The sequence below is a fragment of the Halovenus salina genome, from assembly GCF_026410925.1.
Lineage (GTDB): Archaea > Halobacteriota > Halobacteria > Halobacteriales > Haloarculaceae > Halovenus > Halovenus salina.
The window spans coordinates 63,023-76,822 of the sequence record NZ_CP112973.1 but is presented as its reverse complement, the minus strand read 5'-3'; the positions used below and the strand labels follow the sequence as shown (position 1 = coordinate 76,822).

At 57.7% G+C, this 13,800-nt stretch carries 16 protein-coding genes; 5 read left to right on the top strand and 11 right to left on the bottom strand.

Annotated features, from left to right (window positions below; translation table 11 throughout):
• Positions 1-47 precede the first annotated feature (47 nt).
• From OSC37_RS17265 to OSC37_RS17250, 4 genes are read right to left on the bottom strand one after another with little or no spacing between them, the layout of a single operon-like run.
• Complete coding sequence (locus tag OSC37_RS17265) at positions 48-590, bottom strand: FAD/NAD(P)-binding protein (protein WP_267164325.1); 543 nt, start codon at positions 588-590, stop codon at positions 48-50.
• Positions 591-594: 4 nt separating this feature from the next.
• Positions 595-756 (bottom strand): 30S ribosomal protein S14, encoded by a 162-nt coding sequence (locus OSC37_RS17260; RefSeq protein ID WP_267164324.1) that lies wholly within the window; start codon positions 754-756, stop codon positions 595-597.
• Positions 753-1,010 (bottom strand): hypothetical protein, encoded by a 258-nt coding sequence (locus OSC37_RS17255; protein ID WP_267164323.1) that lies wholly within the window; start codon positions 1,008-1,010, stop codon positions 753-755. The genes OSC37_RS17260 and OSC37_RS17255 overlap by 4 nt, the downstream gene beginning before the upstream one ends.
• A gap of 2 nt (positions 1,011-1,012) precedes the next feature.
• A complete protein-coding gene (locus tag OSC37_RS17250) occupies positions 1,013-2,272 on the bottom strand; it encodes a GTP-binding protein (protein WP_267164322.1) in 1,260 nt (419 codons plus the stop codon).
• Positions 2,273-2,356: 84 nt separating this feature from the next.
• Here OSC37_RS17250 and OSC37_RS17245 point away from each other — a divergent pair, with 84 nt between their 5' ends.
• Entirely contained in the window at positions 2,357-3,583 is a 1,227-nt protein-coding gene (locus OSC37_RS17245) for an FAD/NAD(P)-binding protein (RefSeq protein WP_267164321.1), read from the top strand.
• 53 nt (positions 3,584-3,636) lie between these two features.
• On the opposite strand, the gene OSC37_RS17240 is transcribed toward OSC37_RS17245, so the two are convergent.
• Entirely contained in the window at positions 3,637-4,071 is a 435-nt protein-coding gene (locus tag OSC37_RS17240) for a CopG family ribbon-helix-helix protein (protein ID WP_267164320.1), read from the bottom strand.
• Positions 4,072-4,169: 98 nt separating this feature from the next.
• Here OSC37_RS17240 and OSC37_RS17235 point away from each other — a divergent pair, with 98 nt between their 5' ends.
• The 3 genes from OSC37_RS17235 to OSC37_RS17225 are packed head-to-tail and all read left to right on the top strand — an operon-like array spanning position 4,170 to position 6,749.
• Positions 4,170-5,387 (top strand): GTP-binding protein, encoded by a 1,218-nt coding sequence (locus OSC37_RS17235; protein WP_267164319.1) that lies wholly within the window; start codon positions 4,170-4,172, stop codon positions 5,385-5,387.
• Positions 5,387-6,445, top strand: a complete 1,059-nt coding sequence (locus OSC37_RS17230) for a CobW family GTP-binding protein (RefSeq protein WP_267164318.1) — start codon at positions 5,387-5,389, stop codon at positions 6,443-6,445. The genes OSC37_RS17235 and OSC37_RS17230 overlap by 1 nt, the downstream gene beginning before the upstream one ends.
• Positions 6,438-6,749 carry an ASCH domain-containing protein gene (locus OSC37_RS17225; protein ID WP_267164317.1) on the top strand — a complete coding sequence of 104 codons (312 nt, stop codon included), beginning with the start codon at positions 6,438-6,440 and terminating at the stop codon, positions 6,747-6,749. The genes OSC37_RS17230 and OSC37_RS17225 overlap by 8 nt, the downstream gene beginning before the upstream one ends.
• A 427-nt stretch (positions 6,750-7,176) precedes the next feature.
• On the opposite strand, the gene OSC37_RS17220 is transcribed toward OSC37_RS17225, so the two are convergent.
• A complete protein-coding gene (locus OSC37_RS17220) occupies positions 7,177-7,329 on the bottom strand; it encodes a C2H2-type zinc finger protein (RefSeq protein WP_267164316.1) in 153 nt (50 codons plus the stop codon).
• A 229-nt stretch (positions 7,330-7,558) separates the two neighbouring features.
• On the opposite strand from OSC37_RS17220, the gene OSC37_RS17215 reads away from it, so the two are divergent.
• Positions 7,559-7,789, top strand: a complete 231-nt coding sequence (locus tag OSC37_RS17215; protein ID WP_267164315.1) for a hypothetical protein — start codon at positions 7,559-7,561, stop codon at positions 7,787-7,789.
• Here OSC37_RS17215 and OSC37_RS17210 read toward each other — a convergent pair whose 3' ends face one another.
• Genes OSC37_RS17210 through OSC37_RS17190 form a run of 5 tightly spaced genes read right to left on the bottom strand, consistent with a single transcriptional unit; the run spans position 7,790 to position 13,381 of the window.
• Complete coding sequence (locus tag OSC37_RS17210) at positions 7,790-8,485, bottom strand: FAD-dependent oxidoreductase (protein ID WP_267164314.1); 696 nt, start codon at positions 8,483-8,485, stop codon at positions 7,790-7,792. It lies immediately after the preceding gene.
• A complete protein-coding gene (locus OSC37_RS17205; protein ID WP_267164313.1) occupies positions 8,482-10,047 on the bottom strand; it encodes an ABC transporter ATP-binding protein in 1,566 nt (521 codons plus the stop codon). The genes OSC37_RS17210 and OSC37_RS17205 overlap by 4 nt, the downstream gene beginning before the upstream one ends.
• Positions 10,047-10,919, bottom strand: coding sequence for a nickel transporter permease (gene nikC / locus OSC37_RS17200; RefSeq protein ID WP_267164312.1), 873 nt, complete (start codon positions 10,917-10,919; stop codon positions 10,047-10,049). The genes OSC37_RS17205 and nikC overlap by 1 nt, the downstream gene beginning before the upstream one ends.
• Complete coding sequence (nikB, locus tag OSC37_RS17195; RefSeq protein WP_267164311.1) at positions 10,916-11,857, bottom strand: nickel ABC transporter permease; 942 nt, start codon at positions 11,855-11,857, stop codon at positions 10,916-10,918. Before nikB ends, nikC begins: the two co-directional genes overlap by 4 nt.
• Positions 11,858-13,381: an ABC transporter substrate-binding protein gene (locus OSC37_RS17190; protein WP_267164310.1), complete on the bottom strand. Its 1,524-nt coding sequence runs from the start codon at positions 13,379-13,381 to the stop codon at positions 11,858-11,860. It abuts the gene before it with no gap.
• Positions 13,382-13,800 lie beyond the last annotated feature (419 nt).

Sequence of the window (13,800 nt, the reverse complement as noted above, 5' to 3'; positions counted from 1 at the left end):
AGGCCGCTTCGCTCGGCCTGAAATCCCGTGGTGGGATTCCTCCGCGTTCACGCGGAGGAGGAGGTCAACCCCTCGACATCCGCCCACTCGGGATATTGGTACCGGCCACCGCGGCCGATTGCGAGGACGACGTTTTCACTCAGAATTTGGCCCGTGGTTGTTTCGATGCAGTATCGGTCGCCATCGCGTGTAATCGCCTCGACGGTCGCCTGACTGTGCAGTGCGTCGATCCCTCGGCTGTCGATTATCGATTCAGCGTGATCGAGAAACAGCGATAACGACGGTCGCGCGGGATAGTCGACAGTCATGACGAGTTCATGTTCTCGGCTATTCTCTGTGGCAAACTTTTCTAACGAGAACGGTTCCGATCCCAAATGCTGGACGAACGAGGATCGAAGTGCCGCCATCCCACAGGCGTGGGCCTTCTTCCGGAAGGAGGCCAGCAGTTCGTCGTGTGGATCAACGACTGCAAGCAAGTCCTGTTCGATGCCAGCGTCGAGTAATTCACGGGCGACATACGTCCCGTGGATCCCGCCACCGACGACAACACAGTCCTTTGGCTGTTGTGTGGTGGGCTCTTCGCCTGTCATCCGGTTACTCGTACTTTTCGAAGCCGATATCGCGGGCTTTCTCCCGGAATGACTGCCGGCACAGCCAGATGCCGTACTTGCCAACCAGCCCCTGCTCGCGGCCAGTATCGGGACACACTCGCCGTTTTTGCTCCTCCTGATCCTCGGTGGTTTCTTCGTCGCTCATACTACCTCCCTGGCCCGCCGCCGCAACGGTTCCGGGACAGAGGGATCATCTGCAAGCGATTCTAACTGTTCGGTACCGCTGCAGTCGATGAGTCCTTCGAGTGCCTGGCGACGGAACGTGCCAGCAAGCCCGCCTGCCTGGACGAGCACCGACAGATTTGCTCGCTCATTTTTTTCGACGAGTCTGTCGATTGCGTTCGATCGGTTTTCTCGTGCTATACCCTTTTTTACTGCAGTTTGAAAATCTACTGACATTGTTAGTCTGCAATTCCGAGTTCTTCAGCCTCGTCTTCTCCGGTGAGCGCGTCCTCTCCGTCCAGTTCAAACCTCGGGAATCTGTCCTTGTAGCTGTTCCACTCCTCGCTCATCTCCTCGTCGGTGAGCAGACAGAATTCGAACCGTTCGCGGATCTCGTCGTGGTCCATCTCTCGGCCAATGACGACCAGCTGTGTGCCGCGATCGCCCCACTCGTCGTCCCACAATTCCTCAAGGACAGGGTTTGCTTCGAACTGTTCTTGCCGTTCTTCCTCCGGAAGTGTTGCAATCCACCGACCGCCAGGACCAACGCGGACGGACTGGCCGGCGACGTTGAGTGACAACGCGATCTCCTCACGGCCGGCGAGCCAGAAGTGACCCTTCGACCGGACGATGGTACCCGGAAATTCATCGAGCAGGTCCGCAAATCGTTCAGGGTGAAAGGGCTGTCGTGAGTGAAAGACGAATGAGCTCACACCGTGTTCCTCTTCGGCGGACGCGTGTGGCTCTTTGAGTTCTTGAATCCAGCCAGCTGACTGGCTTGCTTCCTCGAAATCGAATCGTCCGGTCTCGACGATTTTCTCGAGATCAACCGCACCGTGTTCCGTCCGAACGATCTCCGCCCGTGGCTGAAGCCGTTCGAGGGTCTCCTCGATCTCGGTGAGTGTCGACTCCTCGACGAGATCGCACTTGTTCAGGAGGAGCACATCACAGAACTCGACCTGTTCGACGAGCAAATCGCCGAGATGTTTGTCTGTTCCATCGTCGTCCAGAATTTCGTCGGAGTTCATCGCCTCGTCAAACTGGTGGGCGTCGACGACGGTCACTGTCGTATCGAGGTGACAGTTCTCCATCGGTTCGATTCCCGTTTCTTCGTAAAACTCCGTTGGATCGAGATCCGACTGATCGAACCCCATCGTCAGCGTCTGGGCGACTGGGAGTGGCTCGGCAACGCCGGTCGACTCAACAACAAGCGCATCGAACTCACGTTCGCTCGTAAGCCGGCCAATGGAATCTAACAGATCTCCCCGCAACTCACAGCAAATACAGCCATTCGAGAGTTCGATCAACTCTTCTTCCTCTTCGGAGATATCTGAGGACTCGGCAACGAGGTCCGCATCGACGTTGACCTCGCCCATATCGTTGACGAGCACTGCAATCTCGCGGTTCTCGCATTCGGCCAACATGTGATTGAGTACTGTCGTCTTTCCCGCACCGAGCGTTCCAGACAACACTGTCACTGGGATTGTCATCGTATCCATCAGTAACAAATATAGACTAGTTATCCATAATAGTTATTATTTGCTATAGTAATTTTAATAGTACTCTGGCTACTGTACTGAGACATGAGCGCTCGTGATTCCGAGGTCACATGGCTGATTGTCGGTGGTGGAATCCACGGGACGTATATCGCCCGAGAACTGAAAGAATCCGACATCACCCCGGATGACCTCATGGTCGTGGACAGCAAGGGTGAACTACTCGCATCGTTCCGTCGGAAGGCACGAGCCTGCGGTATGGAGACGTTGCGATCGAACTACGTCCAGCACATTGGTCCCTCACCATTCGGCCTCGAACGGTTTGCCGAAGCGAAAGTCCGCGACGATGAACTGATTTCAACACAGAACAGCCAACCTCGCCCGACGCTCGACCTCTTTGTCGAATACGCGGAGCAGGTCATTGAGCGGTTCGACCTCCAAGAGCTCGTCCGCGAAGCGACAGTCACGGGTATCTCTGGCGACGGACCGCTTATCGTCGAGACAACGACTGGCTCGATTCGAGCAGCAAACGTCGTGCTCGCTGTTGGTCCAAATGAACGATTCAACCGTCCTGCTTGGGCAGGGGACATGGATCGCGTCAGCCACGTTTGGGACGAACCGACAGCCCCACCGGAGCGCATCGAAGACGGGGAACGTGTCTGGGTCATCGGTGGCGGAACGACCGCAGCACAGTTTGCAACTTCCGTGGCAGACCAGGCTGCATCGGTCGTCCTCTGCTCCCGGTCTCCCCTCGAAATTGCGCTCCGCGAGGCAGATCCACGGTGGCTCAACTGGCAGTATATCACCAAGCAACTCCACTCACTACCGCCCGGATCGCAGGCACGATACGACCGACTCCGGAAGGCGCGTAAGAAAGGGACAATACCGCCATACCTACAGCGTGAACTCGACAAGACAGACAATCTCGAGCACCACCACGAGGAACTTACGATGGTACTCGAGACACGAGACGGGCTACGGCTCACTGGGGAGCAAGGGGCCGTACATCAAGCAGATCGCGTGGTACTGGCGACGGGATTTGAGTCGGTGTATGACCAACCGTTGGTAGAGCGGATTGCCTCGAAATTAGAGTTGGAACGGGGCCATCGAGGGATGCCGGTACTCGAGGACTCGACGCTCGCTTGGAGAACGCGGGACGGTGAGTGTTCCCGCATCTTTGTCACTGGACGACTCGCAGAAGGGAGCCTTGGGGCATTTGCAGGCAATATCCCGGGTGCACGCCGGGCAGCCGAACGGATACTCAACCCCCAGCCACAGAGAAATCCCCACCAAGCGGCGAGTCCCTCTCCGTGAAAACGAGGGTGTAGACTCGTCACTACTCTGTGATTCGATACACTGTCCGGCACCTAGGTTCGCTGGATATGCTTGTCGAGGGGTGCTTCGCCAAGTGGAGTGAGAGAGTAGTTTACCGTCCAGATATCCGGCACTGCTCGGACGGCGTTGACGAACTCGGATATCGCGTCTATCTGTCCCTCGAGAATAAATAACTCTACACAACATCGACTCCCGGCGTGTGTGTGGCTACTCTCCGAGACGAGACTATCGTACTCACGGCGCACGTTTGAAAGACGCTGTTGAATAGTCGGTTGACAGTACTCAAACGTCGCTGTTACCGTGCAGATGTGTTTCTGCCCTTCGATGTGCTGTCCGTGGAACTCCTCAAGCAGTGTGCGCGTCCCTTCTCGGACAACCTCACTCCGGCCACTGTACCCGTGTGTATCGACAAACGTGTCGATCCGTTCGAGCAGGACTTCCGGCATCGAGATACTGACGATATCCATGTTTTAAACTTATCTCCCGTAGTAATATTTTCTATTATTACCACTCCCAGTAGAACATAATAATTAGTATTTTACCCTAAGAGATTCATAATAGACATATGCTGTTCAACAACAGTCCAATCCCAGTAACAATTCTCAGCGGAAGCCTCGGTGCGGGAAAGACAACGACGCTCAACCACATTCTCAGCAGCGAGCAGGAACTAAACGCCGCCGTTCTCGTCAACGATATGGGGGAGGTGAACGTCGATGCCGACCTCGTCGAACGCGAGTCCGACCTCACGCAGAACGACGACGAGATTATCGAGATGTCGAACGGCTGTATCTGCTGTCGGCTCCGCGGCGATATGCTTGACGAGGTTGGACGATTGGCCGAAGAGTGCGACTTTGAGTATCTCCTTGTTGAATCGTCCGGAATCAGTGAACCGATCCCAGTCGCCCAGACGTTTGCCCGCGGGTTCGAGGACGCGGAGTTCGACCCGACGGGAGTCTACGAACTCGATACGATGGTCAGTGTCGTCGACGCACACAGCTTCTGGCAAGCATTCGACTCCGGCGAGGCTCTCACGGACGACTCGGTCGACCCACAAGGAAACCGCGTGCCGGAAGAGGCACTCATGGACCAGATCGAGTTCTGCGATGTCCTCCTGTTGAACAAGTGCGACCTCGTTCCGGAGGAGGAACTCAACGAGATCGAGGCGATACTGAAAACACTGCAACCGCGTGCAAAGATAATTCGGACTGAACACGGTGCAGTCGATCCCCACGAAATTCTCAACACTGGTCGGTTCAATTTCGAGCGTGCCAGTCAGTCTGCGGGCTGGAAGCGTGAACTCCAGGAGGGACATCATCACGACGCGGCCGCCGACGAACACGGCGTCACCTCGTTCGTCTTTGACGCCGACCGCCCGTTTCACCCCGATCGAATCGCCCGTCTCTTCGCCAGTCTGCCTGACGGCATCATCCGTGCGAAGGGCTTCTTCTGGTCCGCCGGCCGCGAAGATGTCGCGATGGGCCTCGACAAGGCGGGCCAATCGGTCCGGGCCGGTCCGAACGGGACGTGGATCGCCTCACTCCCGAAGGCCCAACAGGAGCGGTACCTCGCTGCCCGTCCCGAGCTCAAAGAGAACTGGGATGAACAGTGGGGCGATCGAGGAATAGAACTCGTATTTATTGGTCGTGAGTTTGATCAGGAGTCACTCGTTGCAGACCTCGAAGACTGTGTCCTCTCGGATGCAGAGATGGAGGAAGACTGGACCGAGTATCCGGACCCGTTCACCGCCGACGAACAGCGCGAACTCGCACTAGCCGACGACTGATGACCATCGATAACCACTCACCGGTCACGATCCTCAGTGGCGGGCTCGGGGTAGGCAAGACGACCCTACTCAATCATCTCCTCAGCGTCGCCGGCAAAGAGTACGACATCGCCGTTCTCGTCAACGACGTCGGCGAGGTGAACGTCGATGCAGACCTCATCGAGAACGGCTCCGAACTCTCGATGGAGGATGGCGGTGTCACAGAGTTGTCGAACGGCTGTATCTGCTGTGGGCTCCAAAACGAACTCGACCGGGAACTGAGACGCCTCGCGTTCGACGAGGAGTTCGACTACCTGGTCATCGAAGCCTCTGGTATCAGTGACCCCGTCCCAATCGCCCAGCGGTTTGTCTCACCGGCCCGCGCGTCAGAACTGTACGATCTCGATACGACTGTCACAGTGATCGACGCTGCACAGTTCCATCAGGCGTTCGTCGAGGACCATCCACTAACGTCGACAGACGACAATGCCCGACCCTTGTCGGATCTCCCCGCTGAAAAGGTCGAGTTTTGCGACGTGCTCGTCCTGAACAAGTGCGATCTCGTCTCGAAGGGAGAGCGTAAGGTGGTCGAACACATCCTCGAAACACTCCACCCCGAGCGGTTTCGGGAGTGGCTTTCGACAGTTCCGGAGTCGGTAGTCCGGGCCAAAGGACACATGTGGATCGCCGGGCGTGAGCGGTATGCGCTCGACTTGGATCAGGCAGGAGCCCAGATACAGGTCTCAGTAAACGGTCCTTGTGCTATCACACTGCCTGCATTTCAGCGGGAGTCGTATCGCGAAGAGCGCCCTGATCTCCACTGGGACGAACAGTGGGGAGACCGGGAAGTAAAACTCGTCTTCATCAGTGCGGGGATGGACGAACAATCGATTGTCGACGCACTCGACGACTGTCTCGTCCCGGAGGCACAGCTAGATGGCAACTGGGACGAACTCTCGAACCCGTTCCCTGGCACAATGGCTTGGTCAACTCCACCGACGGAACAGCAATTAGTCGTCGACGAACAGCAACAAACTGAAGCGACTGCGACAACTGAAAGAGAACAAACTCATGACTGAGATTGACGCTTCCGAACTCCTCCCGGCCGAGCGGGTCAGAGACGCAGTGCTGGCCGGGGACGTGACGCAACTGCATCGCGGTGACAAGCACGCGTCCGAGGGCGACCGCTTCGCTATCGATGGAACGACATTCGAGGTGACAACGGTCCGCGAAGAGCGCTTGGGTGACCTGACTGACGCGGACGCTCGTGCAGAAGGCTCACCCAATCTGGATGCGTACAAGCAACGTATCGAGCAAACGCACGATTTGACGTGGGACGACGAGGACAAGACTGTTCTCCATCGGTTCGAACGCGTCGAGTGACATGGAGAGACTGTCTGTCCCCGCTAGCTAGTGATTCCAAGCGTTTCAAAATCCCCCGTGGAAAGTTCTGCTCTGAGTTCGTTTGTCGAGTGCTCTTCAAGCAGTTCTGCTTGTTCTGACTCGCTCAACTCGTCTAGTTCATCGAAACAGTGACACATTGCAAACAGAGGTACCGACTGAAGATACAAAATGGCTGTTAGCACGCTTGTAGAGATGTAATACTGCATTTGACGTGATAAGAATTAGCAAATTCAGGGCCTATATTAGTTATCCAGCCACAGTTTACTAAAGGAACGGCACACGTACTGAGCTGTCGCCAATCGACTCGTATTTCGGGGTGTCTTCGGGCACGTACGTGGGTTCGTCCTCGGGCAAAAAAGCAGTATCGTAATCGAAACAGCTGTGTGCCGGCCAGAGTAGTGATCGATCAGTGACTCTCGTGGATGTGTTCGCGCAGTGCGTCGGTCTCGTCGAACTGCTCATCACACGCTGCACACGTGTTGTGATGAAGGCCGACGTGCTGGCTCACGCTGGCCGCGCTTTGGAACTGTGCATCGCAGTGGGTGCATGAGTACGACATTGCATTAACAACTCGGGGCCTATATTACTAAATAGGTTATTAAAAATGGGGATGGCAATCCTGCTATTGAGTATTAATCTCGCAGAATATTAACTAATGCCACGGACCTACAGGAAGACTACTGAGATACACGGTCGGAGAAATCGGGTAATAAAAATTTTTTTGTAATAACCATATTATGAGAGAAGCCAAAATGTATTTTCATATCGCAAACTAATAGAGGTGTGTAATGGTCGTAGAAGCTAACGAACTGCAGACGAAACTTGAGGAAAAGGGTGAACTGATGGCTGCGGTATCGGAGTTCGACGAACCACTGGAGATGCATCTCCACGATACAGTAATCGACGACGGAACGGTCCACATCGATCTAACTGATGGGATGCTAACGTTCGACGCAGACGAAGTCGTCGCGGTGTGGCACCACACACACTCACTCGCCGACTTCGGTCTCGAAGACTGACTATCCGCCGAAGAATTCGTGCATCCAGGTACGGCCACGGGTGGCCCGCTTGTTGCGCTCCTCGTGACTGACCTCTTCGACTCCAACAGGCACGTCCCGACCGTACTGCTCGTAGTACCCCTCAGGTGCGATCCAGTCGTTGTAGAATGCTGGGCGTCGTTCGTTCACGAGATTCAGCGCGACACGGGCACCGTCTCCGGCGTTGACGAGGGCCTGGTGATGCGTTCCGGTGATCCGTCCGGCCGCCCAGACGCCGTCGACGTTGGTCCGGCCTTCACTGTCAGTGATGATTTCCTGCACCAGTTCGTCAGGTTCTGGCTCGGTCTCGACATCCAGTGCCGAGAGGTAGTCGCTGTCCGCCCACGAAGCCGCGACCACGGTGTCTGTGTGGATGTCCTTCTCCGGGAGATGTACCTGGAACGAGGCACCGTCATCAATAACCGTCTCGACGGTCGTCTCTTCGACTGTACAGCCAGTCCGCTCAACGTGTTCGCGTGCAAGTGTCAGCAGCGTCGTCGGTTCGACTCCCGCGGGAAAGCCGAGGTAGTTCTCCACGTAGGCGCACTTCTGGAGTGTCGACCGGCCGTTGACCAGAAGGATTGTCTCGAGGTCGGCCCGCGCACAGAACAGTGCTGCTGCACAGCCTGCGGGACCACCCCCGACGATACCAATGTCGTAGTGAGTTGTGTCTGTCATTGTTGTAGCGTGTATGCGCTCTCGACCAGTGTCTGGGCAGGTTTGGTTTCCGGGTCAGCTAGAATCGCTGCGGTCTCGTCGCGTTCGACGATACGGCCGTTCTCCAGTACGAGCGTTCGGTCGGTGAGGCGACGAGCGATTTCGACGTCGTGTGTGACGACAAGCATCGTGAGGCCGCGCTCGCGACGGAGTCGTTCGAACAGTGTACAACAGCGGTCAGCGGTGATCGTGTCCAGCGCACTGGTCGCCTCGTCGAGGACGAGCAGGTCAGGATCCACTGCCAGCGCTCTCGCGACGGCGACACGCTGGGCCTCACCACCGGAGAGTTCGCGGGGGTACTTTTGTTCGTATCCTGTGAGCCCGACCGTCTCGAGCAACTCCCCGACGCGGCCGCGTGCGGACAGTTCGGGACTGTCGTTCCCTCCAAGCGGTTCGGCAACGCTCTCGGCGACAGTCCGTCGCGGGTCGAGACTGGCTCGCGGGGACTGAAACACGTATCCGATCGCCTCCCGGTGGACGGGCGACCGTTCACCGATCGACCCGACGTCTGTTCCCTTTAGAGAGACTGTCCCGTCGGTTGGCGTCTCAAGACCGGCCACCAGTCGAGCCAGTGTCGTCTTACCGGCACCGGAACGACCCAGCAGTCCGACCGCTTCTCCCTCCCGAACAGCGAGCGAACAGTCCTCGACAGCGACCGTTCGGTCGTCTCTGCCAAGCAGCGAATCGAGCACTGAACCCTGGTCGTATGCCTTGCTCACACACTCCAGTTCAACGAGAACATGGCCAGTTGATGTTTTCCCGCCGTCGACGGCCGCTGTCGGTTGCTGACGGATACCGACGAGTGACTCCGTGTACTCGTGTGTTGGGTCAGAAAAAACCATATTAGTCTGGCCGCGCTCGACAATACGGCCGTCTCGAAGCACGAGCGTCCGATCACAGGCCCGTTGGACGATCCCGAGGTCGTGCGTGATGAACAACACTGAGAGGTCACGGCTCGCGGAGAGGCGCTCTATCGTCTCGAGTACAGACGCTTTTGTGACGGTGTCAAGTGAACTCGTCGGCTCGTCGGCGATCAATAGCTCCGGGTCACCTGCGAGGGCGACAGCCAACAGCGCACGCTGTTTCTGGCCACCTGAGATCTGATGCGGATACTGCCCCGCTAACGCGGAGTCGAGATCAACATTCCCGAGGAGTGACTCGACAGTGTCCTGGTGGCGGCGTCGCCAGTTCCGACGGCGACCGTCGATGCTCTCGGCGATTTGTTCGCCGACCGAGTACGCCGGATGGAGCGCATCATCGGCGTCCTGAAACGCGAGTCCGATCTCAGCCCCACGAACCGAACGTAATGTCGCGGAGTCAGTCCCGACGAGTTCGGTGCCACAGAACTGGATCGAGCCAGTCGGTGTACCCGCCAGTCCAAGAACGGCAAGCCCGATTGTCGACTTCCCGGCACCAGATTCGCCGACGAGGCCGACACATTCTCCGGATTCGACCTTGAACGTCACATCCTGGACAGCGGTGGAGTCACCGTACTGGATGGTGAGATTGTCGACAGCCAACATCAGTGAGACACCTCTTCGATATCGAGTGCATCCCGAAGTCCGTCACCCAGCAGGTTGAAGCCGAACACAGTAAGCGCAATCGCGATGCCCGGCGCGTTAATCAGCCACGGTGCCGTACGGAGGTACGGTGCCCCATTTGCGATCATCGTCCCCCACTCGGGCGTCGGCGGTTGTGCCCCGAGTCCCAGAAACGAAAGCCCGGAGGCGGCAAGCAGGACGCCACCCAGATTCAAACTGGCGAGGACGACGACCGGGCCTGCGACGTTTGGGACGAGATGTGTGATCACGAGTCGTGGACGTGAGACGCCTGCGAGTTTCGCTGCGTCGACGAACGGCTCTTCACGGACCGAGAGGACCGAGCCACGAACGACACGGGCGTACGAACCCCACCCGACGACGGCGAGCGCAAGGAGGGCATTCTGCAGACTCGGGCCAAGGACACCGGCAACGACCAGTGCGAGCACCATCCCGGGAAACGCAAAGAGGAAATCGACGAGGCGCATCAGCGACTCCTCGACCAGTCCACCGACGACACCAGCGACGAGTCCGATGACCATTCCGATGGTGAGTCTGACGAGCGTGACAGCGACTGCGATACCGAGCGTGACGCGTGCTCCGTACACAAGTCGTGTCAACATGTCTCTTCCAAGCGGATCGGTCCCCAGCGGATGGGCCAGCGAGGGTGCCTGAAGACTGTTCGAGAGCGAGCCGCTAGTTGGATCACCGAGTACCAACGGTCCGACCAGCGCGACGCCGGTCAGTGCGGCGACGACGAGTGTCCCGAGGAGGCTCGATGGATCGGATCGCAGTGTGCTGAGAAGGTCTGTGCCGCGAATTCGTTCGAAGCGGTCGGATGGTGTCGAGAGGCTCATGATGTGTATTCGAGGTCAATCCGAGGATCCAGATATCGATACGAAAGGTCGACAAGTGTGTTCGTCAGCACAAAGACGACGGCCAGCAACAGGACAGTTCCTTGGACGACAGGATAGTCCCGTGCGAATATTGCGTCGACGAGGAGCCGTCCGAGTCCGGGCCGCCCAAACACGACTTCGACGACGACAGCACCGTTGAGCAAAGCGGCCAGTTGCACACCGACGACTGTCACGACAGGAATCAGCGCGGACCTGAGTGCGTGCCGGTAGAGCACGACGCGTTCACGGAGTCCCTTTGACCGGGCGGTCCGGATATACGACTCTTGTAAGGTTTCGAGTAGGGACGCTCGAAGCAGCCGGGTTGTGACGGCTGTCAGGCCGGTCCCCAGCGTTATTGCGGGGAGGAGCAGGTGTGCATGGGAGCCGGCTCCGGAGGTCGGAACCGCACGGAGCGGGAGGGCGACGACGATGATCAACAGGTATCCCAGCCAGAAGTTCGGCATCGAGATGCCGAGGAGTGCACCCGCCTGACTGAGATAATCGAGACCGGTGTCTCGGTGGACTGCACTGATGATCCCGGCCGGAATCGACACGACCAACGAGAGCAACAGCGCCGCACCCGTGAGTTCGATTGTCGCAGGCAGATTGCTCACCAGCAGGTCCGTCACCGTTCGCTCGTGGTAGTACGACTGACCGAGGTCACCCTGTATCGCCCCGCCGATCCAGTCGAGATATTGGATCGGGAACGGCTCGTCGAGGCCGTGTTCTGCACGGAACTGCGCGACCTGTTGTTCAGTCGGTTGTCCCGCGAGTTGTTCGCGCAGAATCGTCTCGGCGGGGTCACCCGGTGCGGCGAAGATCATCGCATACGCCGCGAGGCTCGCCCCCCACATGACGAGCAGCGAACTCCCGAGTCGCTTGAGTACGTACGTTCGCATCTATCTCGACAGGGTCGTCCAGTCCGTCATGTGTGGGATCGCGTGTTCGTCCGGTCCCGTTATCTTGCTGTCCCATCCGAGGACGTGTTCCTTGTAGTACAGCGGGACTGTCACCGCAGCGTCCATGACACGACGCTGGACCTCCCTGTAGGCCTCGTGTTTTTGTTCCCGGTCGAACGCGGTATCCCCGCCTTCGATCAGTTCGTCGACTTCCGAACCGGGATTGACGACACCAGTGCCCTCGCTCTCGTACTGGGCGACGTTGTCGCCTCCTTCGGAGTGATACATCACGTAGACCAGGTAGTCGGCGGCACCGTTGATCGACCCCAGTTCGACAAACGCCAAGTCGGACTCACCGCCGGTGTACTGTGAGAAGAACGCGGCAGCTTCGACCTGCTCGATGCCGATGTTGATGCCGACCGCGTCACACTGTCGTTGGATCGATTCGGCGATGAGTCGCTGTTCTTCCTCGCTCCCAGTAATTATAAACCTGAGTTCCTCGCCGTCGTACTCCGACTGGTCGAGGTAGTCTCTGGCCTGCTCCTCGCCAGTGTGTGGCGGTATCTCGTCGTGGGCCGACCACGGAATCACCTTCGAGAACGGGACGTGGGCAGGTTCGCCGACCCCGTTAAGTAATTGCTCGACTATCTCGTACTGATCTACGGCGTATAGTATCGCCTGGCGGAGATTCCGGTCGTTCGTCACGGCCCGGTACTTGTTGATCTGGACCATTCCGGTCCGTGGTTCCGTCTGCCTCCGTACGTTCACACCGTCGACCGAATCCAGTTGGTCGTAGCTCCCTCGTGGTAGGTCGATCCCGACGGCCGTCTCATCGGACTCGAGTCGAAGCGAACGGGTCCGCGGGTCCTGCCTCCCTTCGAAAATCAGTGCGCTGTCACCTGTCTCCCCCCAATAGTCCTCATAAATATTTGTTTCGACTGGCTCGTCAGGCGCACTCGACTCGACAGTGTAAGGGCCTGTCCCGACGGGGTCGTCGGCATCAGGATGCTGGAGACTCAACAGCGGATGCGCCAAGTTGCCTGGTGTCGAAGGCTCTGGCTGTGAGGTCTCTATTTCGAGTGTCTGTCCACCCGTGGGAGTGAAACTATCCGGGGTGAACCGGGTGAACCCGAGCGGTCGAGCCTCGATGAGCCCTGAGAGTGCGTCCGCAGCGACACTCGGTGTCAGCTCCGTCCCGTCGTGGAAGGTGACGTCTTCGCGGAGTTCGAACTCCCACGTCGTCTCGTCGACGGTATCCCAGTCCGTCGCCAGTCCCGGCTCGATGGTGTCGAGTGACGGTGACGCCCTCGTCAGTGTCTCCTGAAATGGTGTGTAGTACGGTACGACGCCACCGTGCGTGTCCCAGTCCCCACCGGTCGGTTCCCGTGGGAGTGTGATTCGCAATGGCTCTTGGCCTTCCGAAGAACTCGCGGTCAAACAGCCAGCCGTCGCCACGATACTGGTGCCTGCCGACATCGTCAACAGTTCTCTCCGTGAGAGAGTACTCGTTATATCGTCTTCCATCGCAATTACTATTCCTTCAGCCTGTTATAATAAAAGTTACTAAATTCAGTAGAATATTTATTATTCTGGGTCGGGTAGTACTGCTCTTGCACTCGGAACGAACGACGAGTCGGGCCGGTGTGTTACCGAGACCGGCGCGCGAGAGCGAGAGACGGTGAGTGTTCACACATCTTTGTCACTGGACAACTCGCAGAAGAGAGCCTTGGGGCGTTTGCGGGCAATATTCCGGGTGCACGCCGAGCAGCAGAACGGATACTCAACTCCCAGCCACAAAAAAATCCCCACCAAACCGCGAGTCCCTCTCGGTAAAACCGTCACACTGTTTTGCGAGTCGATACATTGCCCGGCACCGAGGTTCGCTGGATATCTGACTAAGGGGCGCTTCGCCAAGTCGGGTGAGAGAGTAGTTCACCGTCCAG